Origin of the sequence: Micromonospora jinlongensis (genome assembly GCF_013410645.1) — a bacterium.
GTDB lineage: Bacteria > Actinomycetota > Actinomycetes > Mycobacteriales > Micromonosporaceae > Micromonospora > Micromonospora zamorensis.
Window position 1 is genome coordinate 696,371 of record NZ_JACCHK010000001.1, and the last position, 20,340, is coordinate 716,710.

Consider the following 20,340-nt stretch of genomic DNA (forward strand, 5'->3'; position numbering starts at 1 on the left):
GAACCCGGCGCCGGCCGGCCTGGTCGGGGTGCCGCCGCCCACCGGTCATGATCCACTCGCCTACACGGAAGTCGGGGAGTCCTGGGTCACTGGACACCCCGATTTCACGGAACCCGAGTCGATCTCGCCGCCGGTCCGGAACGCGGGACCGCGGCGGAACCCGAAGAGGTCCCGCCGCGGTCGAAGAACGTCGCTCAAGCAGCACACCTGCGTGGCGATCTTCGCCCGTTCGGTGGACACCGCGCCGCGTGGGGGCGGCGGGACTCTGGTCGGCCGAGTCGGTCAAGGCTCACCGATGCTCGCCCTGGTGCCTGACGCGCTGTCTGGGATCCGACTGTCCATCATGGAAATGTGTAGGTACGTCGCGAAAGGTGCATCCGTCGAGCCCGAGGACCAATCTGATGTGACAGGCTTGCCCATCGAGAGCGATGCCTCCTACCCGGGTTTTCAGACTCCTCAGGATCGATGACGAGGGAGGGTGATCGCAGCATGGTCGACAGCGCGCCCCAAGCCTACAAATTGGAGCAGCAAGGCGAAGTGAGCGCGGGGCGTCAAGGATTGCTCGCCGCCTTGATCGTCGCGCAGATCGCCATCCTGACTCTCCTCGTGAGCGTCATCCTCAGTCAGAAGTCGCCCAGCGTTCTTCAGCTCTTGACTCTCTTCATCGTCGCTCAACTCTCTCGTTCCCTGAACGATAAGGTATATCTGCCCAGCCTTGCGACCCGAGGCTACGCCGCCGTCCTCCGGATATACGCAAGCGCATTCAGACCACTCCTCACCTGCACGAGCTGGGCCGCGCTGGCTTACTGCACCTGGCTCCAGTTCGGCACACAGGTGACGGTCATCGGTGGACTGGTGCTCGTCGGCCTAGGTCTTAAGACAAGGATGAACCTCTGGCGCGCGACGGGAGGCTTGCTTCGCTGGCGTGACATCCAGTTGATGGACTCGCTTCTGAAGTTCGTGGCGCAGGCAGACGTGGAGGCCCGACGCGGTGAGCTGGCGGCCGCCAGGGAGCTCCAGGACCGTGCCGCGAACCATCCGGCAATCCGAAAATATCCGAAGGTGCTGCACAGCATCGCGATGCAGCGTGCCGCCTGGGCGCTCGTCCAAGGCGACCACGCGCTTGCCGAACGGCAGTTCAAGGCCGCCGTTGAATATCTCAGCGAGCACAAAGACCCGTCCGCTCTGGGTGAAGCTCTCACCGGGCTGGGGAATCTGTATCTGGCTCAGGAAAGATACGACGAAGCCCGGGCGTCGATGACCCAGGCGATCAGCGTTGCCGGCGGGAAAATGTACCGGTTGAATCGAGTGCGGATCGAATACAACCTGGCCGTGATCTGTGTTCAGACCGACGATAACGCGGCTGCGGTGTCGCATGCGCTGGAGGCGCGGGCACTCAGCCGGAAATGGCGAGCCTTCACCGTCCTCGGCAATGTGTGCGACCTGCTGGCCGGCGTGGCCGCCGACGAAGGCGGGTCGGACGAAGCAGACACCTACCTGCTGGAAGCTGCCGAGGCCTACCGGATGGACAATGCCGGCCCCAATTCCTGGATCCGGCATCACCTGATGAGAGCGACCGTGTTCACCCTCCGCGGTGACGAGGTGCGCGCACTGGAGGCCTACCTGGTGATGATGCGCTTGGTGAGCGAGGTCAGAGCTGGTTGGGGGTGGAGAGACGCCCAGGCTCACCTGGTGAGCGCGATGGGTGAGCAGGAGCTGATCGCACTCCGGCTCGCCCACGAACGCTACGAACGAGGCGATGACGCGGCCCTGGATTTCCTCGCCGAGGTGATGGACCTGAGTAGCCGGACCGCTCTGCGGCAGATCCTCCGAGGCGGCATCGCAGTGAACGGCCAGGCAGATGACATTCAACCGGAACTCGCAAGACTGCTCGGCGAGATAGCCAGCTATGAAGACGCGATCAGTGACGAGGAGTCCGCGACCGGATCGCCCGGCGACCTGGAGCGGAAGGGGCTCGTCAGCCTCGCCGCCTACGAGCGGCTGGAGAGCCTGGTTTCGATCCGATTCCGTCGCATGTTCCAGGGAACTGCCCAGACAGCGCCCGGAACGCCCGCAGGCAGGGTCCCTCCCGGCTCGCATCTGCTGCAGGCCAGGCTGTTCGACGACGACGGTGAGCTGGTCATCACCGGCATCTGGACCTCCCCGGACGGCGTGCGCGTTCCATACCTCCACACGGCCACGGACCGTCAGGCATCAATCATCCGCGATTTCATGCGGGCACCCGGTCGGCCCGCCGGCAACGGCTCCGACGGCCACGCGGACCGGGCCATTGACGAAGCCGCCGGCTCGCTGCCAACCGCGTTCCGCGCCCAGGCAAACGGCTGGGAGGGCAGCCGGCACTACCGTCGGCTGGCGACCCGCAAGTGGGACCAGTGGTCAGAGCTCGCGGCACTCCTCCTGCCCGCGGGCCTCCTGAGCATCCTCAGCCGCAGCGACCCGTACGGGGACGTGCCGCACCTGCTGATCGTCCCGGATCCGGTGCTGTGGCGGGTCCCGTGGGCGGCCCTGGCCGTGGAGAACCAAGGAACGGACCGGTTCCTCGCCGACCACGCGACCCTGAGCTATCTACCCAGTCTGGCCCTGGCGGACGAGGCAGCATCGGACGCGGAGGAAATGTCACACGGTCCGGCGGCGGCTTATCTCGCCAACGTCAACCCTGACGGGATGCGGATCGAAAGGGAAGCGCTGACGAGCGCCTACGGGGACGCGGTCGAATTTCTGACGACGCCCGAGACGTTGCTGTCCGTGCTGCGAGACGGTGACGCACGCTCACCACTCCGATTGCTGGCCATGACCGTGCACGGCAACGGAAGCCCCGGTCTGGCTCACGCCCTCGCCCTGGATGACGGCATCGAATTGTCGGCCGCACGCATGCTCGGGCTGAGGTTCCCCCCTCTTCTGCTGATCAACGCGTGTCTCTCGGCCGAGCTTGACCAACGTCAGGGCACCGACCCGCTGGGCATCCCGACCGTGGCTCTGTGCAGGGGTGCCGAGACGGTGCTGGGTGGGCTGTTTCCGTTGCCCGACGGGGTGGCCACGAAACCCGAATACAGTCACCCGACGGCGGCGATCCTCGGTCACCTCTATGGTCTGCTCAGCTCCGGCGTACCACCGTCGGTTGCGCTTCGGCGGGCGCAACGCCAGTGGCGAGAGAGCCGGCCGGAGGCGCCGCCGGTGCTCTGGGCCGGGCTCGTCGTCCTCGGTGTCAACCGTCGCAGTCCCAGCGATACGCGTGGAGGTTCATGACATGACGACCCGACAACCCGCCAATCCTGACCCCGACGGGCTCGACGACCTCGACGACCTCGGGTTGGATTGGCGCTCGTACGTGAGCAAGGACGCCATCGAGGACGACGACGAAGCCGGACGGCTGGTACCTCCGCCGCCGGTGACTCCACCGCCGCCTCTCCCACCTTCGTCGTAGGCGGCGCCGATGCCCGCTAACGCGGTAACAGTCGCCGTTCTCATCGCCGCGCTGGCACCTGGCTTCTGCTTCGTGCAGACATACCGGCGCCACGTCCTCTTTGACAAACCCAACCCCACAAGGGAGATCATCGAGTTCTTCAGCGCGGGCGCGCTCGCCACCTTCGTCGCCAGCGTCCTGGTGCTCGCGCTGGGGAGCTTCGTGCCGTGGTTGATCTCACTCCACGAACTGGTGGTGGATCCTCGGGCGCTACGAGCCTCGGCCTGGCACGTCGTCCTGTCCGCCGGGCTGGTGCTGCTCCTGAGCGTGACGCTGTGCATTGTGGCCGGCGAAGTGCTGGGCCGCAGGGCACCCACCAGGGTTGGTCACGTCAACGCCGGAGTGATGTCGGTCCGCGTTCTCGCGACTCGGTCGCCCAAGGGTCGCGAGCCGTACCTCGCCGTGGAACTCAACGACGGGCGGCTGGCGGAAGGCTACCTTCGACATGCGGCGATAGAGGAGGACCCGGATCGCCGCGACCTCGTCCTGCAGCGCCCCCTGTTCTTCAGTGGCACCGGCTACGCCGTGAGGACGCCTTCCGCAGCCGTCAAGCTGTACGTCCCCGGCTCCATGATCCGGGTCATCCACATCAGCTATCCGCCCGTCATCGTGGAGCCAATGGATGAGGATCCGGTAGCAGGAGCAGGCGTCACACCACCTCGGCGCCGGCGCTGGTTGCCGCTGCCCAGGAACTCCAACAAATAGGGTCCATGTTGGCCGGCCTCGATCAAGCTCTCGCCATGCTTCGGTGAGCGTAGGCAGACACAGCGATCACTCGAAGAACTTGATGCTGAAACCGGTGTCGGCCGTCGGCCCGGGCACGTTGGCGCGGCGGTAGGTGGTGTTGCCCCACCAGCAGAAGGTGCCCGTGTACCAGTGCCGGTTCGCCCAGGAGTACGCGGTGCCCTTGGGCACGCCGTGGTACATCAGCGGGAACCTCGGCCCGGCGGGCGGACTCGTGGCGATGTCGCCGTTGAGCAGCACGAAGCTGTGGTGGCCAGGCCCGTTGACGTACAGGGTGGGATCCCAACCGGCCATCATGGTGGACCGGTTCGAGCCGAACAGGCAGCCGTTCGACTTGTACCAGTCCCACACGTACGTGGGGTCACCGCCGGCCCGCAGCCGCAGGTCGGCGAGGCAGTACTGGTCACTCCAACTGCCGTTGGCGGAGTAGACGATGTGCAGCTGCCCGTTGGGGTCCCTGATCGCCTCGGGGGACTCGTTGATGAACGGATTGCCCACGACACGCTCCCAGCTCTCGCGCGGCTGGGAGATGACGTACCGGCTGCCGGTCGGCGTGAGCGGGTCGCTCATCCGGCTGAGGTAGATGTTCTGCTCGACGTTGGTGTCGCCGGCCCAACCCGACCACACGAACCATCGCTGACCGTTGAAGGTGAACAGGCTGCCGTCGATGGCCCACTTGCCGCCGGGCAGCGCGAGCTGCCGCTCGGCCGTGTAGCCGCTGGCCGGCGACGCCGAGTGGATCGCGTACATGCGGTGGGCGGTGCCGCGCCCAGCCGAGAAGTAGATGTAATAGCGGCCGCCATCGGTGACGATCTCCGGGGCCCAGACCTCACCGAGGTTGCGGCTGTCCGTCCACACCTGCCGCGCGGCTGCGGCAGCCAGCGCGTCGGGGGAGGTCGCCTGCCGGACGGCGATCCCGCCGTTGAGCGACTGGACGGAGACGTAGGTGGCACCGACGCGGATCACGCTCGGGTCGGCGGCCCGCAGACTGGTCTGCCCGGCCGCCGCCGGCCCGGCGCCGACCAGGGACAGGCCGGTGGCGAGCACGGCGGCCAACAGGATGGAGAGGAGTCGCGGAAGGGTTCGGTTACCGACGTTCACGATCGGGATTCCTCTCCTAGAACCGGCAGCAATCGATACTCATAGATTAGTTTATGAGCCGACGAGCCACAGCGGTGGTTGCCAGAACCTGAGCCGACCGCGGGCACACCGAGGCTGCGGGTCTTCTGATCGGCTCAGCGGGTCGATGTCGTGGTTGCGTGCGCCCGCACCGCCGGTTCGAGCAGCGACAACGTCCGCTGCCCTGCGTCGACGGCGACGCGGAGGCCGACCGGCATCGGCAGGTTCGGGCCGGCGTGTCCGAACTCGACGTTGCCCAGGACCGGAATGTCACGGTCGCCGAGGACCTCGAAGATGATCTCGGGGAGGGTTGGGGACGCGTCGGGTGCTCCGAGTCCGTCGATCGCGTGCGGGACTCCCACGACCATGCCGGCGATCCGGTCGAGGATGCCGCAGTGCCGCAACACCTGCAGGTCGCTCCACACCCACGACGCGTAGCCGCCCATCTCCTCCCAGAACAGCACCGCGCCGTCGAACCATTCGAGAGGCAGCGCGTACCGCGTCGCCTGCGCCCGCATGATGCGATTGAGCACCCCACCGATCAACGGGCCCTCGGCGCGACCCGCCCGCCAGCATTCCCACGACGGCGTGACCGGCAGCGCGCCGATCGCCTCCGTGCCGGTCAGCAGCGTCACGTAGAGCTTTTCCAGCTCGGCTTGGCGCGCTGTGGGCGCACGCTGCCATGCCCCGCCGAGCCCGGGTGTGGCCATGTCGGCGTGGAACCCGACCAGACCGGTGCGTGCGTAGAGCACCAGATGCAGCAGCGAGATGTCGCTGTAGCCGAGGATCGGCTTGGGATCGGCAACGATCGCCTCAACGTCGATCAGGTCGAGGTAGCCGAGCGTAGTCTGGCCGCCGTCATGCGCGACGATGGCGCGCACCTCAGGGTCACGCAGCAAAGCGTTGAACTCTCCGGCGATCTCCGTCGGCGTGCCCGCGCTCCACCAATGGTGACGCCCCGCTTGGAGCAGCGGTGTTCGACGTACGCGGAATCCCATCCGTTCGAGCACGACCACCGCCTGGTCGAGATCGGGCTCGTAGACGGCATGCAGCGGCCCGGACAGCGATGCGATGACGATGAGATCTCCGGGCCTCAGTGCGCGAGGCAGAAGCGGTTGCGGCAGTCCAGGACCGGTCACCGGCGCAGTGTCTCAATGCGCCCACCAATGCGCTACGCAAAATGCAACGTCAGTCGCTCCTGACCGCGGGCATCCCTGCGCTACCGTCTGGGCCCATGGACTCCGTGGACAAGGCCTTGGTCGTCGTGTGCGCCGCCGCCAACCTGGCCATGGCCGCCGTTCTGCTCGTCAAAAGCCGTGGCGGCAATACGGTGCCCCGAATCTTCGGCCGCCCGCAGCACCTTCCGCGCCTGCGGGCCGCGATGTACGCCTTCCTCGGGCTGGGGCTGGGCGTGGGCTGGCTCGTCAAGGACGTCTTCCCGCCGCACTCCACGGGCGACACGGTGGTGTACAACGTGGTGAGGATCCTGCTGGCGGCTGCTGTCGTCACCGCACTGCTGAGTGCCTTCCGATACCCGCGGTCCCTCAGTGACAAGGCCACCCGCTAGGGCAATGATCCGCCGTACGGGACGGCGAGGGCCACGGGCAGCCCGATGAGGCCCGCCCCACGTCAGCTACTCATCCCCGCGACGAATCGCGCAGAGCTTCGCGCGTCCATTCTGCGAAGGTCGTGAGGGGGATGCCGAGGGCTCGCGCGTACTCCGGGCGGGCCGGTTGCCCGACCACGTTCATCTGCTCGTGGGAGATGCCGGCCCACTCCGGCATCCCTGCGGCGACCGCCTCCTCCTCGGTCATGTCCATCGGCGCGCTCGTCGGCCTGACCCGATCATCGGGCGGGTCGATCATGGAGTTGTGGTGCCCGTTTGCAGACGGTTCGCGGCTCTTGTCGCCCACCACAAGTCCATGATCGACGGGCGCGGGCGGCTCAGCTGGTGCGGTCGGGTACGGCACAGCCGTCCGGGGTGCACACGCCCTCGGTGCCGCCAAGGACCGGCAGTGGTTGCGGTGTGGGATGGCTCTCGGCCCACGCCTTGGTGATGACCGCGAGCAGGTCGTCGGTGCCGATCGCCCCGGGAACGGCGAAGCGGCCGTCGAACACGAGGAAGGGCGCGCCACGTGCCCCGAGGCGTTCTGCCTCGCGCTGGTCGGTCGCCACCCGGGCCCGGTAGCGGCGGCTGCGCAGGGCCTCAGCGGCGCCGTCGCGGTCCAGGCCCACCTCGGCGGCGAAGTCGAGGACCTCCTCGGCGGTCCACAGCTTGCGGGCCTGCCCGAAGTGCGCGCGGAACATCGCCGTCCAGATCTCGGCGCCGCAGCCCTGGTCGGTCGCGTAGGCGAGCAGCTCGTGGGCCAGGTCCGTCGGCCCGAGCGTGCGGTCCACCGCGTGGTAGGGAGTCAGGCCCTCCGCCTCGGCGGCCCGTTCGATGGGCCGCAGGACCCGGTCGACGGTCGTCGCGGGGGCCCCGGCCATCGTGATCAACTCTCGTTGACTGACGCCCTCGCGGGGCAGGTCGGGGTGAAGCTGGAAGGACCGGTGGACCACCTGCACCTGATCGCCGTACGGGAACCGGTCCAGGGCCTGGTGGAGCCGGTGGTCCATCAGCCCGCAGTACGGGCAGACGATGTCCGACCAGAACTCGATCTTCATGGCACTCCTCCTCTATTCTCACTTCTTGTTCGTAGCGCCATCATGCGTGAGAATTGGAAGGCCGCAAAAGGTACATTCATGTTCGTGGCAAGGGGCTGGCGGAGAGGTGGCAGGGGATGAGGGCAGGGGATCTTCGGCGCAGGCGCACCAACGTCCGGGCGAACGTCCGGGCAGTTCCGGGGCCCTGTGCGCACTGGAACGACGAGGACGCCGACTTCATCCGCGAGGTCCTGGACCTCGTCGGCGACAAATGGAGTGTCCTGATCATCGGCACGCTCGCCGACGGGCCGGTCCGTTACTCGGATCTGGGTGACGCGATCCCCGGCATCTCACAGCGCATGCTGACGCTGACCTTGAAGCACCTCCAGCGCACCGGCCTCGTCACCCGGACCTCGTACCCCGAGGTTCCGCCCCGCGTCGAGTACGCCCTCACCGACCTGGGCAGGTCACTGCTCTCGACCGTCCTGGCTCTGGCGGCCTGGTCGGTCGACCACCATGCCGAGATCCGTCGCCACCAGACGACGTACGACGACGGCAACGCGGACTGACGGTCCAATCCTGGCGGCGACGGGGCCGTGGCGGTCGCCCAGGCGCTACGCACAACCCCCTAGCCCGGGGGAGACCCCAGTTGTGGTGCCCGTCCGGGGATGAATTGTGGCTTTGCGGAGCACCGCAGCTCCATGATCGACCGGGGTTGGGCCTCATCGAGCCGCCCGACGCCGGGCGAGCGCGTCGCGTATGCCGAAGACGACCAGTGCGAGCGGCACGAAGACCCACAGCTGAAGAACGGTGTAGCGGCGCCGTTCCCGGTCGATGTCGACGCCGGTCAGTTCGGCATCGAGGGCACCCGGCCGCATCAGCGCGAGCGCGTGGATGGACAGGGGAGCGTAGTTGAGCCCTGCCCCGGTGAACCACAGGCCGATCGCCCGGCTGCCGAGGCTGCTCGACGACGCCAGCAACCAGATGCCCAGCGCCACCATGGCAACCACGCCGACCAGGAACTCGGCCAGGATGATGCGCCGTCGGCGGGCGGTGCCTCGGGTGCCGTGCATGTCGACGGCCGCCAGGCGACGAACGTTCATCGAACGATGATGACACCGGCGGACAACGTGCGCAGTCAGGCCGAAGGGCCGTCGAGCGACACTCCATCCTGGTCCGTCTCACCCCACCTCACCGCTCGTTACGTCTCCGGCCCGGCGGGGAGCGGTGAACTGGGTGACGAGGAAGTCGAGCCGTGCGTCCTGCCCGTCCGGGGGGATGCGGCCGCTGTCGGACAGGACGGCCATGCCGTGCAGCGCGCTCCAGGTGACCTCGGCGATGAGTTCGCGGCGCTCGTCGTCCGGGTCGAAGCAGCTGACGAACTCGTCGAAGCCCGCCCGCAGGGGAGGCGGTGTCTCGGGGCTGCCGAACCTCAGGTCGGTGGGCAGGACGAACATGGCCTGGTAGAGGGCGGGTCGTTCGGTGGCGAAATCCAGGTAGGCGCGGCAGACGGCACGCAGGGCCTGCCCCGGCTCGGGCGAGGCCAGTCGCGCGCGGCGCAGGTGGGCGGCGAGTTCGCCGAAGCCGTCGATGGCGACGGCGGTCACGATCGCTTCCTTGCCGTTGAAGTGGCTGTACAGCACCGGCTGGCTGTATTCGACGCGTTCGGCGAGGCGTCGCGTCGTCACCGCCTCCCAGCCCTCGGTCTCCGCGAGTTCGCGCGCGGCCGTGACGATCAGCTGGTGACGGTGGGCGCGTTCGCGTTCGCGGCGCTCGTTGATGCCGGACATGACTGCATCCTAGCAGCGCTTGACTTCCTGTCGCAGCTAGATCTAGCGTTGCTAGCGCAACTAGCGCCGGCAACAGTCGCTGCGGGCGCTGCCGTCACAAGGGGAGACAACCCATGCTCACCACCGTCGCCACCGTGCTCGCCGCACTGATCGGCGTAGGCATCATCGTCATCGGCGCGCGCGTCTTCTGGGCGCCGCAGGCCGCAACCGGCTTCGGCATCCCCGGCACGCCGAGCGACGACCGGACCTTTCAGGCCTGGCTGACCGTCAAGGGCGTGCGCGACATCGCGTCGGGGCTCTTCATCTTCGTCCTGATCCTCGGAGCGACACCGGACCTGTTGGGTTGGTTCATGCTGGCCGCCACCGTCATACCCACCGGCGACGCGCTGATCGTGCTGCGCAGCAAGGGGCCCAAGGCGATCGCGTACGGCGTCCACGCGAGCACCGCCCTGGTGATGCTGGCGATCAGCGTGCTCCTGCTCGTCGGCTGAGCTCGTGCCAGCCGAGCGGTCACAGCTGGGCGACGACCACGCTGGTGGCCTGGGCGATGAGCGCGTCGTCGGGGGTGGCGTCCAACTTGTCGCGGCTGGACAGCACGGCGACGACGATCGGGGCACGGTCGGGCGGCCAGATCACCGCGATGTCGTTGCGCGTGCCGTACCCTCCGGTCCCGGTCTTGTCCCCGACGACCCAGCCGGCGGGCACCCCGGCGCGGACCAGCGCCGCGCCGGTGGTGTTGCCCTTCAGCCAACCGCGCAGCACGTCGCGGTCCGCGGGCGTCAGGGCATCCCCCACGGTGTACGCCCGGAGGTCGGCCGCCAGAGCCCGCGCGGTGCTGGTGTCCCGCCGGTCGCCCGGCGTCGCCTCGTTGAGGGCGGTCTCGTAGCGGGCCGGGTCGGTGACCGTGTCGCCGATCCCGCGCAGCTCCTTCTCGAACCCCTGCGGGCCGCCGAGGTGACGCAGCAGCAGGTTGCCGGCCGTGTTGTCGCTGTAGCGCACGGCGGCGTCGGCGAGGGCACGCAGGCTCATGCCCTCGGCGACGTGCTTCTCGGTGATCGGTGCGTGCGACACCAGGTCCTGCGCCGAATAGCGCACCACCCGGTCCAGCTCGGCGTCGGTGGTGCCGTCCAGCACCTCGGCGGCGGCCAGCGCCTTCCACGTCGAGGCGTACGCGAACCGCTCGTCGGGTCGGTGTTCCACGGTGCGGCCGGTGCCCGTGTCGACGGCGTAGACGCCCAGCCGCGCCTGGAACGTCTGCTCCAGCCGCTGGAACTCCTGCTCGGCGGCCGGCGACGGGCTGGCCGTCGCCTCGGCGGCGGGCGACAGGTCTGCCGTCACCTCGGGGCTGGCCGTCGTCCGGGCCTCGGGTGCGTCGCCGGTGCCGCACCCCGCCAGCGACACCACTGTCGACGCCGTCGCCACGACGGCCGCCAGCCGGACAGAGATCGTCATCGTCGTTCCTCCTCCTGGGCCGCCGACCCGGGCAGAATCTCGACGTACCCGTCGCTGCCGTGCACCCGGATCCGCTGCCCGTCGCGGATCAGCCGGGTGGCGTCGAGCACGCTCACGACAGCCGGCAGGCCATACTCCCGTGCGATCACCGCGCCGTGCGTCATCAACCCGCCGACCTCCGTCACCAGGCCGGCGATGCCGACGAACAGCGGCGTCCAGCTGGGGTCCGTGTGGGTCGTGACGAGGATGTCACCCGCTTCGAGATCAGCCTGTGCCATGTCGAGGATGACGCGGGCGCGTCCCTCGACCGTCCCGGCGGACACCGGCACACCGATCAGGGCGCCGGCCGGCACGTCGTCGCGTCGGTAGGCCCCGGTGATGGCCTCGCCGTCCGAGGTCAGCACCCGGGGAGGCGTGAGCGCCTGGTACGACCGGAACGCGTCCCTGCGCTGCCGGATCAGCCCGTCGTCCACCTGGTGCGAGCGCACGACCTCGTGGAACTCCTGGAACGTGAGGTAGAAGACGTCTTCCCGGTCGGTGAGCACACCGGCCCGCACGAGACGCTCCGCCTCGTCCAGCAGGGCCTGCTTGTAGACGAAGTAACGGCAGATGATGCCGTACTTCGGGTACTCCCGATAGCCGATGAAGGTCCGTACCCGGTCGATCATCCGCTCGGTCTCGTCGGCCTTCTGCTGCCCGTCCGGCAGCGCACGCAGGCGCGTCACCACCTCCTGCGCCTTCTGTCGCGCCTGCTGCTGCCCCTGTTCGAAGCGCCGCCTGGCGGCGCCCGGCTCGAAGAGCCGGACGTTGTCGAGGATCACGGGCACGAGCGTGCTGGGGCGTTCGCTCCACCGCGGCCTGGTGATGTCGATCTCGCCGACGCAGCGCATGCCGTACCGGTCGAGGTACGCCTCGATGGCCTCGCGCGCCTCCGTCCCGCCCGCGAGTTTCGGCAGCTCGTCGAGGAAGCCGTCGTCCTCGACGCTCCGCAGGAACGCCACCACCTCCGGATGCGGACGGATCTCGTCGGCGACGTCGAGCAGCGCCAGGCCCATCTCCGACGTGATGTTGCCGGGGGCGGACAGGGTGAGGGTGTCCGCGGCGTTCTTCTCGCCCAGCCACTCGTACAGCCGATCGTTGAGCCACCAGGTGGCCTCCATGCCGGCCATGATCGCCTGCATGTTCAGCGGCTCACCGAGGATCCGCTTGTGCTCCTGGAAGGCCTCCAGCAGGAAGTCGAACAACGCCGTACCGGTCACCGTCGCGATGTCGCGCCGCAGCGCGGCGATGGACGCCTCGCTGCGCTCGATCAGCTCGGTCACGATGGCCGGGTCGGTCTCGATCGACGCGCCGCCGCTCGGCAGCCTGGCCGGACCACCGTCGCCGGTGAGCGTCGGAACGAGGTCTCCGCGGTCGACGATCGTGTCCAACGCGTCCCTCATCAGCGGGTCGGACTTCCCGACCATCTCCAGGAAGCCGGCGCGGCTCGCGGGCGAGGCCAGCAGCCGGGTGGCGTCGACGAACAACCTCCCGCCGGCCTCCAGCATCGGGGCCATGGCCGTCAACTGCCACATCGAGAGCCCCAACGGCCTCATCGCGTCGGTCATCATCTGCTGGTGACCAACCGACAGGTAGACGTGGTTCTCCTCGTCAGTGGCCGCGGGAACGGGGAACAACGTGGTGATCGGCCGGCTCTGCACGATCTGGAAGTCGTCGTCGACCAGGCACCATTCGATGTCCTGCGGGCGGCCGAAATGCGCCTCGATCCGTCGCCCGAGCCGCACCAGCCGCACGACCTGCTCCTCGGTCAGTGCCGGCTGCTCCTGCCGCTGCCTGTCGATCGCCACTTCCTGCGTACCGCCGCCCGGCAGGGCAACGACGGCACGGTGTTTGGCGGCGACCGCCCCGGTGACGACCTCCCCGTCGCGCACCGTGAAGACGTCCGGGTTCACCAGGCCGGACACCAGGGCCTCGCCGAGCCCGAAGCTGGCGTCCACGGTCGCGACCTTCCGGTTGCCCGAGACCGGGTCGGCCGTGAACAGGATTCCGGCCGCATCCGGAAAAACCATCTGCTGTACGACGACAGCCATGTGGACCGCGCGGTGGTCGATGCCGTTGCGCAGGCGGTAAATGACGGCCCGGTCGGTGAACAGCGACGCCCAGCATCGGCTGACGTGCCGCAGGACCGCCTCCGGCCCCACCACGTTCAGATAGGTGTCCTGCTGGCCCGCGAAGGAAGCCGTGGGAGTGTCCTCCGCCGTCGCGCTGGACCGCACGGCGTATGCGGCCTCGTCGCCGAACCGGGCGAGCGCGCCGGTGATCGCGGCGGCCAGCCCGTCCGGAAACGCAGTCTCCTCGATGCTCCGGCGGATCTCCGCGCTGAGCGTGCCGATCGCCTCCCGGTCGTCCGGGCCCAGGCGCGACAGCTGATCGAGCCGGTCGTCGATCGACGGCGCCTGCGCCATGACCCGCCGGAAGGCGGCCGTCGTCACGCAGAACCCGGCCGGCACGCGGACGCCGTCGATCCGCGACAGCCCGCCCAGGTGCGCGGCCTTGCCACCCACGACCGCTACCTGCGTCTCGTCAACCTCTCGAAGATCCAACACCATTGCGAGGTCGCTGCGGTCCCCGTCCATCGACAACACACCCACGTCGTGCCCCCCGTTACGTCTTGATGCTGGTCCGGCCGCAGATTCTGCGCCAGGACCGGGGTCTTGCCGCAAGCCCCCAGGTGCGATATACGTTAGAAGTGGCAGGGAGAGTTATCTCCTTGCCTTTGCTTTTTTTCGTTCCGGGCGGTGCCGTGACCCGCCTGGCCGCCGCACACCCCCGTCCGGCCTCACTAGAGTCGCCAGCATGCGGATCCGGATCGACGGCAGCGACCTCCCCGGGCGGCGCGCCGGTGCGGAGGCCGACGCACTGCGGCTCGGCAACGTGCACGTCGGGGTGCAGCGCAAGGCCGAGGTGGTCGAGCTGGTGCCGGCCGACGCGGCGACGGCGACCTGGTGCTTCGAGGTGTCCAGCCGCGAGATCGACGGGATGCTCGACGTCGGCGGCCCCTGGGTGCACGGGCGGCCCGGGGCGCGGTTCCTGTATCTGAGCTGGGGAGCGGTGACCGAGGACGGCTTCGCGATGTTCCGACGAGCGAAGCTGATGTTCACCGACATCCCGACCGAGCTGCTGCGCGCCGCACACGAGGGCAGCGGGACACTCGTCTGCCGGGTCGGGTTGACCGATGCCGCAGGCGGACCACTGTCCGCGCGCGTCCGACCTCCCGGCGTCGCCTGGACGGTGGAGTGACCCTGTCCTACCACCGCCGTACCCGTCTGCCGTGGCGCGACCGACGGCGCTGGCCGGTGTCGTCCGCCGACGAGCCAGCGCCGCACTCCGGGTGACCCGCAGGGTGCCCGTCGGCCGCCTTGACCTTGACACAGTGGCAAGGTCTTCAGTGGGGTCCAGGAGGTGGTCCCGATGACCAGCCCGGAAAAGGACACGAACACCATGCGGGCGCTTCAGGCGCTGGAGAACAGCGACCCGTCGGTGCGTCTGCGCGCGGCGCTGGCGGTCGGCACGGCCCCGGACCCGCTGTTCGTCGACACCCTCGTCGAGCGGTGCGCGATCGAGCCCGAGTTCTCCGTACGCGAGATGCTCACCTGGGCACTGATCCGCCACCCGCCCGCGCTGACCGTACCGAAGCTCACCGACCAACTCCGCTCGGAGCGCGCGCAGGCCCGGAGCCAGGCGTTGCACACGTTGTCCAAGATCGGCGATCGGCGGGCCTGGCCGGCGCTGACACGGGCGCTTCTGACCGACCCGGACGACGAGGTGGCGCGAAGCGCCTGGCGAGCGGCGGTCGTCCTCGTGCCCCCGGGTGACGAGCCCGAGTTGGCCGACGTGTTGGCGACCCAGCTCGGGCGCGGCACGCGGGACACGCGGTTGAGCCTCAGCCGGGCGCTGGTCGCGCTCGGTGCGGTGACCATGCCGATCCTGCGCGCCGCGATGACGGATCTTGACCCGCACGTACGCGCGCACGCGATCGCGACGGAACGGCTGGCGCGGGACCCGGATGCCGGTGTCGAGTTCGCGATCGAGGAGGCGAAGCGCGTGGTGGCCCTCGGCGCGATCGGTGAGGAGGGATGATGCGCAGGTGTTGATCGGTGACGTGGCGCGCCGGTCCGGGGTCAGCGCCCGCATGCTCCGGCACTACGACTCGCTCGGCCTGGTCCGGCCGACCGGTCGGAGCGGCGCCGGCTATCGGGAGTACTCCGACGAGGACATCCGGCTGATCTTCCAGGTCGAGAGCCTGCGGTCCCTGGGCCTGTCGCTGCGTGACGTCCGGCGGGCACTCGATGATCCCGGTTTCACACCCTCCGACCTCGTCGACGACCTGATCCAGCGGACGCGACAGCGCATCGCGGATGAGCTGGACCTGCTCACCCGACTGCGTCGGATCGATGCCGCCGAACCCGCAGGCTGGGAGGACGTCCTCCAGGTCGTCGCGCTCCTACAGGCACTGGGCTCGCCGAGCGCGGGCAGGCGTCAGCGCGCGGCCCTGTCCTCGGTCGACGGGACTCAGGTGCCCGTGGAGGCACTGGTGGAGGCGGCGCTCAACGAGACCGACCCGAACGTCGCCGGAGCCCTGCGATGGGCGCTGGCACAGTCGGGGGATGGCGGCTTGGCGCTGCTCGCGGACGGCCTCCGCTCACCGCAGGCCGAGGTACGCGAGCGTGCCGTCCAGACCATCGCCGAGATCCCGCACGACGCGGCGACCGACGTGCTGCGGGACGCCCTTGCGAGCCCCGACGTCGTGGTCCGCAGGTACGCGGCGCTGGCGCTCGGTGCACGAGGGGCGGCGGACGCGGTCCCGACGCTGATCGACATGGTCGTCGAGGAGACGAAGGACGCCGAGGCGGCCGACGTGTTGGGCGTGCTGGCGTCCGATCCCGCGGAGGCGGACCGGATCGCAACCAGGCTCGTCGACTGCCTCGCCTGGGGGACCCTGGCCCCGTCCGCGCGTCGGCGGCTGACCGAGGCGCTGGCGGACATCCCGGGCAGCACCGCCGCACGCGCGCTGGTGGGCCTGTCCCAGGACGACGACCGTGCCGTCGCGCTGACGGCGACATCCATCCTCACGTTCCGCGAGGGGACCGGGAAGCTTCGCGAGGGGACCGGGAAGCTTCGCGACGGGACCGGAGAGCGTCGCGACGGGGCGGGGACGGGCACGATGCCGGACGGCCCCCTCGCCTGAGCGAGAGGGCCCTCCGTCGACAACGGTGTTGGCGCGGTGGTCAGCCGCCGGCGAACGTCGTGTCGATGCCGCACTTGGCGTTCTGGTTGAGGCAGGACTTCACCAGGTCGGCGAGGCGTTCCGGCTCCCAGGCGTTCATGAAGTCGCCGTGCATGGACGACGGCTTGCCGGAGGAGAGGCTGAGACCGTCACCGCCCAGCGACTCGTAGTTGACCATGAAGGACAGGTCCGGCACCGCCACCGGGTACTTGCCGGTGCAGACGCCGTTCACCGGGTCGCCCATGTGCGACTTGTGGTCGGGCGAGTCGATGTTCCTGCCGTCCCAGCAGTCCTTGAACACGAGCTGGAAGATCAGGTTGCCGCCGGGGGCGCACCTCGGCCAGTTGCCGTCGGCGCTGCGGCCGATCTCGGCGCTGCCCGCGCACCAGAACTGGTTGCTGCCGGCGTTTTTGGGAGTGTCCACCTGCCGCTTGGCGTCACCCTCGACCACCACCAGGCCCGGCGGGAAGGGCTTGACGGTCGACGGGTCCTTGACCCGTGAGCCGTAGTAGATGCGCATGCTCTTGATCGGGACCGGCTTGCCGTCCTTGCGCAGCTCGGGGGTCCAGTAGGCGCTCTTGTCTCCCGGGGCGTTGCAGGTGTTCGCCGCGGCGAACAGCTTGTCCGTCGTCGTGAAGGCGTCGACCTTCGGGCCGAAGAAGGTGTGCATGTGCGAGGCGCCCGACAGGCCGGGCAGGACGATCGGGTCGTCCGCGGCGGAGTTCGCGACACCGCAGTCGGTGTGGAACTCCGGCACCCGGGTGGTGCCCGGCGGCACCGCCTTGGGCTTGAGCGCGTTGAACGCGGCCAGCTCCTTGTTCCACTTGGTCTGGTCGACCGGCACCCAACCGCCGGCCGGTGCGCTCGGCGGCACCGACGCGGAGGGCGACGCCGGCGGGGTGGCACTCGGCGCGGACGAGGCGGTGGGCGTCGGTGAGGCGCTGGCCGACGCGCTCGGCGACGTGCCCGCCGGGGGACCGAACGTGAACCAGTTCAGGTTCACGAAGTCCGACGGCGAGGCGCTCTTCATGACGGCGAAGACGGTCTGCGCGCCGGTCGGCACACCGGATGCCTTCGCCGTGACGGTCTTCCACTGCTGCCAGCCGCCGGTCTGGGCGATCGGGAAGGCGGCCAGCAGTTGACCGTCCTGCGCGCCGAGGTGCAGCTCGACGGTGCCGCCGGTGGCGTTGTGCGAGGAAACCCGGGCCGCCAGGTCGGCGCCGGTGATCGACACATTGTCGTACCGCAACCAGTCGCCGTTGGCCAACCAGCCGACGTTCCGGCCGCCGCCGGTGTCGCCGGTGCCCTCGGTCTGCGCGCCGGAGTGCGCCGCGAAGGCCTCCGCCTGGACCCGGCCGGGCACGTCGACCTCTTCGGCCTGGGCGCCGGCGATGTAGATGCCACTGGCGCCGAGCGCGGCGACAACCGCGGAGGCGAGCGTGATGCGAGTAAGCCGATGACGCTTCAGCGCCCGATCCGGCGGTGCGACGTGCGCGGGGGGAGTCCGCATTACCAGTGTTGTCCTTTGAGTCGGTGATAACGCTCCGGTCGGGAGAAGTATGTGCACGTCAGGAGCCTGCATCAACTCACGGGGAAAGAATTAAGGAGGCTGCTCCGCGAAGGCGCTGGTGGCCGGCTCCGGCGCTCGGGATAACAATTTTTCACGCGTGCGGTCTTAAGTTTGTTTTAAGTCTGCGGTGTGCCGTGCTATTGGCTTATTACGCATTCTGGGTAACGAGTTCGGGTCGATTTTCGTCGGGGTGCCGGTCGACGGAAACCGACGGCGACAGCGCGCGGAGGAAGTCGGGCGCGTCGAAGATCTCCCCGGCGGAGGCGACACCGCTCGCCCTCGTCTGACCGGCGAGGATGCGGCGGACCGCCTCGACGGCCAGGGGCGCGCTGACCGCGTAGATGTCCCGGCCGGTGGCGACGACGCGCCGTCGCGTGTCGCCGCGCCGCACCACGACGTCGACGGTGAACGTCTGCGCGGAGCGGCCCGACTCGTCGACAGCGACCGGTGCCTGCGCGGCGGTCAGGTCGGTGGCGGCGTCGGCGGCCATGTAGGTGCGGACCTCGGGGATGGCCAGGTGGCTCGGGACGGTGACGACGTCGGCCATGGTGAACTCACCGAGCACCCGGCGCCGGCCCAGCGGCGGGGGAAAGTCCCACGCCAGGCTCGGCAGGTCGTGCTCGCCGACGTGGTACTCCAACCGGCCGCCGGTGTAGCGGACCCGGCGGCCGTCGCGGCGCTCGCGGGAGACGACGCCGGCGGCGACCGTCCCGGCCGTCGGGTGCCAGCTGCTCAGCCCGTACGCGACGTGCGCCTCGTCGGCCGACGTCCAGTCGCCCATCGCCGTGGTGACCAGCAGGTCGCCGAGCCCGCCGAAGAACGCCATCGCCGGGACCACCGCGACGCCGGCGACCCGGGCGGGCTCGCTGAAGTGCGCGAACGTGTCGACGTTGGCCTCGATCTCGGCCGCCACGTCCACGTACGGGATCCGGGCGCGCAGCGCGGCCTCGATCACCGGCGCGGCGGTCGAGGCGAACGGGCCGGCGCAGTTGATGACGGCGTCCGCGCCGGTGAGGGCCTGGTCGAGCGAGGCCGGATCGTCGACCGACGCCACCCGGTAGGCGAGCCCCGACGCCGCCAGCCTGCTCTCGTCGCGGCCGAGCAGCAGCGGCACGAACCCTCGCTCGCGCAACTCCGTCACCACGAACCGTCCGGTGTGCCCGTACGCCCCGAACACCGCCACACGCTGACCCATTGCTGCCCCCTGGGAAGATCGACTGGGTACAGCCTCCAGCAGCGGCCGACGACCAACCAGTGTCGGGAACGCCATGACCCGTACAGTTTCGGACATGGCCACTGTCGCGATCGCCGCCACCGACGGGATGCTGCACTTCGAGGTGGGCATGGCCTGCGAGGTCTTCGCCCGCGACCCCACCGGCCAGGCGGACCCGTGGTACGACGTGGTGGTCTGCGGCCCCGGCCCGGTCCGGGTCGGGCGGTTCCAGATGGAGCCCGACGACGGGCTGGGCCGACTCGCTCGCGCCGACACGGTGATCATCCCGGCGGTGGAGGACGTCGACGTGGACGTGCCGCCCGACCTGCTCGACGCCGTGCGCGCCGCCCACGCGGCGGGCGCCCGGATGGTCTCGCTGTGCACCGGCGCGTTCGTGCTGGCCGCCGCCGGGGTGCTCGATGGGCTGCGTGCCACCACGCACTGGGCCCACACCGAGGCGCTGGCCGCCCGCTACCCCCGGGTGCGGGTCGACCCGGACGTGCTCTACGTCGACAACGGCACCGTGCTCGCCTCCGCCGGCAAGGCCGCCGCGATCGACCTGTGCCTGCACCTGATCCGCCGCGACCACGGCTCGACGGTCGCCAACGCCGTCGCCCGCCGCCTGGTGGTGCCGCCGCACCGCGCTGGCGGTCAGGCCCAGTACGTCACCACCCCGGTGCCCGCCCGCGACGACCACCCGCTCGCCGCCCTGTTTCCCTGGGTGCTGCAACGACTGGACCGACCGCTGACCGTCGAGGACCTGGCCCGGCAGGCGAACATGAGCTCGCGCAACCTGGCCCGGCACTTCCGGGCGGTCACCGGCACCACCCCGCTGCTGTGGCTGTCGACGCAGCGGGTCCGCCGCGCCCAGGAGCTGCTGGAGAACACCGACGACAGCATCGACGTCATCGCCGAGGCGGCCGGCCTGGGCACCGCCACGACACTGCGGCGACACTTCCACCGCACCGTCGGCGTGCCGCCGGACGCCTACCGGCGCACCTTCCGCAGCGCCTGAGGGTGCCGCCTGCTCTGATCATC

General features: G+C 69.5%; 20 protein-coding genes. 10 read left to right on the forward strand and 10 right to left on the reverse strand.

The window, feature by feature from the left end:
* The first annotated feature begins 489 nt into the window (after positions 1-489).
* Genes HNR22_RS02555 through HNR22_RS02565 form a run of 3 tightly spaced genes read left to right on the forward strand, consistent with a single transcriptional unit; the run spans position 490 to position 4,189 of the window.
* Positions 490-3,267 carry a CHAT domain-containing protein gene (locus HNR22_RS02555; RefSeq protein ID WP_179778862.1) on the forward strand — a complete coding sequence of 926 codons (2,778 nt, stop codon included), beginning with the start codon at positions 490-492 and terminating at the stop codon, positions 3,265-3,267.
* Between the two features lies 1 nt (position 3,268).
* Positions 3,269-3,445 (forward strand): hypothetical protein, encoded by a 177-nt coding sequence (locus HNR22_RS02560; protein ID WP_179778864.1) that lies wholly within the window; start codon positions 3,269-3,271, stop codon positions 3,443-3,445.
* 9 nt (positions 3,446-3,454) lie between these two features.
* Positions 3,455-4,189 carry a DUF6338 family protein gene (locus HNR22_RS02565; RefSeq protein ID WP_179778867.1) on the forward strand — a complete coding sequence of 245 codons (735 nt, stop codon included), beginning with the start codon at positions 3,455-3,457 and terminating at the stop codon, positions 4,187-4,189.
* A 66-nt stretch (positions 4,190-4,255) separates the two neighbouring features.
* On the opposite strand, the gene HNR22_RS02570 is transcribed toward HNR22_RS02565, so the two are convergent.
* Both HNR22_RS02570 and HNR22_RS02575 read right to left on the reverse strand, forming a co-directional pair.
* Positions 4,256-5,329 carry a glycoside hydrolase family 43 protein gene (locus HNR22_RS02570; protein WP_343059650.1) on the reverse strand — a complete coding sequence of 358 codons (1,074 nt, stop codon included), beginning with the start codon at positions 5,327-5,329 and terminating at the stop codon, positions 4,256-4,258.
* A 134-nt stretch (positions 5,330-5,463) separates the two neighbouring features.
* Positions 5,464-6,486, reverse strand: a complete 1,023-nt coding sequence (locus HNR22_RS02575; protein ID WP_179778868.1) for an LD-carboxypeptidase — start codon at positions 6,484-6,486, stop codon at positions 5,464-5,466.
* Positions 6,487-6,581: 95 nt separating this feature from the next.
* On the opposite strand from HNR22_RS02575, the gene HNR22_RS02580 reads away from it, so the two are divergent.
* Positions 6,582-6,914 (forward strand): hypothetical protein, encoded by a 333-nt coding sequence (locus HNR22_RS02580; protein WP_179778870.1) that lies wholly within the window; start codon positions 6,582-6,584, stop codon positions 6,912-6,914.
* 70 nt (positions 6,915-6,984) lie between these two features.
* On the opposite strand, the gene HNR22_RS02585 is transcribed toward HNR22_RS02580, so the two are convergent.
* Both HNR22_RS02585 and HNR22_RS02590 read right to left on the reverse strand, forming a co-directional pair.
* Positions 6,985-7,260: a hypothetical protein gene (locus tag HNR22_RS02585; RefSeq protein WP_218906138.1), complete on the reverse strand. Its 276-nt coding sequence runs from the start codon at positions 7,258-7,260 to the stop codon at positions 6,985-6,987.
* Between the two features lie 31 nt (positions 7,261-7,291).
* Positions 7,292-8,011 (reverse strand): DsbA family oxidoreductase, encoded by a 720-nt coding sequence (locus HNR22_RS02590; RefSeq protein WP_179778871.1) that lies wholly within the window; start codon positions 8,009-8,011, stop codon positions 7,292-7,294.
* Positions 8,012-8,127: 116 nt separating this feature from the next.
* Here HNR22_RS02590 and HNR22_RS02595 point away from each other — a divergent pair, with 116 nt between their 5' ends.
* Positions 8,128-8,559, forward strand: a complete 432-nt coding sequence (locus HNR22_RS02595; protein ID WP_179778872.1) for a winged helix-turn-helix transcriptional regulator — start codon at positions 8,128-8,130, stop codon at positions 8,557-8,559.
* Between the two features lie 153 nt (positions 8,560-8,712).
* Here HNR22_RS02595 and HNR22_RS02600 read toward each other — a convergent pair whose 3' ends face one another.
* Together HNR22_RS02600 and HNR22_RS02605 are read right to left on the reverse strand one after the other, a co-directional pair.
* On the reverse strand, positions 8,713-9,093 hold the full coding sequence (locus tag HNR22_RS02600; protein ID WP_179778874.1) for a hypothetical protein: 381 nt from the start codon (positions 9,091-9,093) through the stop codon (positions 8,713-8,715).
* A 78-nt stretch (positions 9,094-9,171) separates the two neighbouring features.
* Positions 9,172-9,780: a TetR/AcrR family transcriptional regulator gene (locus tag HNR22_RS02605; RefSeq protein WP_179778875.1), complete on the reverse strand. Its 609-nt coding sequence runs from the start codon at positions 9,778-9,780 to the stop codon at positions 9,172-9,174.
* Positions 9,781-9,914: 134 nt separating this feature from the next.
* Here HNR22_RS02605 and HNR22_RS02610 point away from each other — a divergent pair, with 134 nt between their 5' ends.
* Positions 9,915-10,271 carry a DUF4267 domain-containing protein gene (locus tag HNR22_RS02610; RefSeq protein ID WP_343059651.1) on the forward strand — a complete coding sequence of 119 codons (357 nt, stop codon included), beginning with the start codon at positions 9,915-9,917 and terminating at the stop codon, positions 10,269-10,271.
* 19 nt (positions 10,272-10,290) lie between these two features.
* On the opposite strand, the gene bla is transcribed toward HNR22_RS02610, so the two are convergent.
* Entirely contained in the window at positions 10,291-11,232 is a 942-nt protein-coding gene (gene bla, locus HNR22_RS02615) for a class A beta-lactamase (RefSeq protein WP_179778878.1), read from the reverse strand.
* Entirely contained in the window at positions 11,229-13,841 is a 2,613-nt protein-coding gene (gene rph / locus HNR22_RS02620; protein WP_179783369.1) for a rifamycin-inactivating phosphotransferase, read from the reverse strand. The genes bla and rph overlap by 4 nt, the downstream gene beginning before the upstream one ends.
* Before the next feature lie 247 nt (positions 13,842-14,088).
* Between rph and HNR22_RS02625 the strand changes: the two genes are divergently transcribed.
* From HNR22_RS02625 to HNR22_RS02635, 3 genes are all read left to right on the forward strand, one after another.
* On the forward strand, positions 14,089-14,532 hold the full coding sequence (locus HNR22_RS02625; protein WP_179778879.1) for a DUF5990 family protein: 444 nt from the start codon (positions 14,089-14,091) through the stop codon (positions 14,530-14,532).
* A 171-nt stretch (positions 14,533-14,703) separates the two neighbouring features.
* Positions 14,704-15,372, forward strand: a complete 669-nt coding sequence (locus HNR22_RS02630) for a HEAT repeat domain-containing protein (protein WP_179778880.1) — start codon at positions 14,704-14,706, stop codon at positions 15,370-15,372.
* A 7-nt stretch (positions 15,373-15,379) separates the two neighbouring features.
* On the forward strand, positions 15,380-16,480 hold the full coding sequence (locus HNR22_RS02635) for a HEAT repeat domain-containing protein (RefSeq protein WP_179778881.1): 1,101 nt from the start codon (positions 15,380-15,382) through the stop codon (positions 16,478-16,480).
* 40 nt (positions 16,481-16,520) lie between these two features.
* On the opposite strand, the gene HNR22_RS02640 is transcribed toward HNR22_RS02635, so the two are convergent.
* Positions 16,521-18,029 (reverse strand): DUF1996 domain-containing protein, encoded by a 1,509-nt coding sequence (locus HNR22_RS02640; protein ID WP_179778882.1) that lies wholly within the window; start codon positions 18,027-18,029, stop codon positions 16,521-16,523.
* A 208-nt stretch (positions 18,030-18,237) separates the two neighbouring features.
* Entirely contained in the window at positions 18,238-19,284 is a 1,047-nt protein-coding gene (locus HNR22_RS02645) for a saccharopine dehydrogenase family protein (protein WP_179778883.1), read from the reverse strand.
* Between the two features lie 94 nt (positions 19,285-19,378).
* On the opposite strand from HNR22_RS02645, the gene HNR22_RS02650 reads away from it, so the two are divergent.
* Entirely contained in the window at positions 19,379-20,317 is a 939-nt protein-coding gene (locus tag HNR22_RS02650) for a helix-turn-helix domain-containing protein (RefSeq protein WP_179778885.1), read from the forward strand.
* Positions 20,318-20,340 lie beyond the last annotated feature (23 nt).

Excerpts from the sequence above, each read along its gene's own strand:
- HNR22_RS02555 (WP_179778862.1), top strand. The coding sequence starts at position 490 with ATGGTCGACAGCGCGCCCCAAGCCTACAAATTGGAGCAGCAAGGCGAA.
- HNR22_RS02560 (WP_179778864.1), top strand. The coding sequence starts at position 3,269 with ATGACGACCCGACAACCCGCCAATCCTGACCCCGACGGGCTCGACGAC.
- HNR22_RS02565 (WP_179778867.1), top strand. The coding sequence starts at position 3,455 with ATGCCCGCTAACGCGGTAACAGTCGCCGTTCTCATCGCCGCGCTGGCA.
- HNR22_RS02580 (WP_179778870.1), top strand. The coding sequence starts at position 6,582 with ATGGACTCCGTGGACAAGGCCTTGGTCGTCGTGTGCGCCGCCGCCAAC.
- HNR22_RS02590 (WP_179778871.1), bottom strand. The coding sequence starts at position 8,011 with ATGAAGATCGAGTTCTGGTCGGACATCGTCTGCCCGTACTGCGGGCTG.
- HNR22_RS02595 (WP_179778872.1), top strand. The coding sequence starts at position 8,128 with ATGAGGGCAGGGGATCTTCGGCGCAGGCGCACCAACGTCCGGGCGAAC.
- HNR22_RS02600 (WP_179778874.1), bottom strand. The coding sequence starts at position 9,093 with ATGAACGTTCGTCGCCTGGCGGCCGTCGACATGCACGGCACCCGAGGC.
- HNR22_RS02605 (WP_179778875.1), bottom strand. The coding sequence starts at position 9,780 with ATGTCCGGCATCAACGAGCGCCGCGAACGCGAACGCGCCCACCGTCAC.
- bla (WP_179778878.1), bottom strand. The coding sequence starts at position 11,232 with ATGACGATCTCTGTCCGGCTGGCGGCCGTCGTGGCGACGGCGTCGACA.
- rph (WP_179783369.1), bottom strand. The coding sequence starts at position 13,841 with ATGGTGTTGGATCTTCGAGAGGTTGACGAGACGCAGGTAGCGGTCGTG.
- HNR22_RS02625 (WP_179778879.1), top strand. The coding sequence starts at position 14,089 with ATGCGGATCCGGATCGACGGCAGCGACCTCCCCGGGCGGCGCGCCGGT.
- HNR22_RS02630 (WP_179778880.1), top strand. The coding sequence starts at position 14,704 with ATGACCAGCCCGGAAAAGGACACGAACACCATGCGGGCGCTTCAGGCG.
- HNR22_RS02640 (WP_179778882.1), bottom strand. The coding sequence starts at position 18,029 with ATGCGGACTCCCCCCGCGCACGTCGCACCGCCGGATCGGGCGCTGAAG.
- HNR22_RS02645 (WP_179778883.1), bottom strand. The coding sequence starts at position 19,284 with ATGGGTCAGCGTGTGGCGGTGTTCGGGGCGTACGGGCACACCGGACGG.
- HNR22_RS02650 (WP_179778885.1), top strand. The coding sequence starts at position 19,379 with ATGGCCACTGTCGCGATCGCCGCCACCGACGGGATGCTGCACTTCGAG.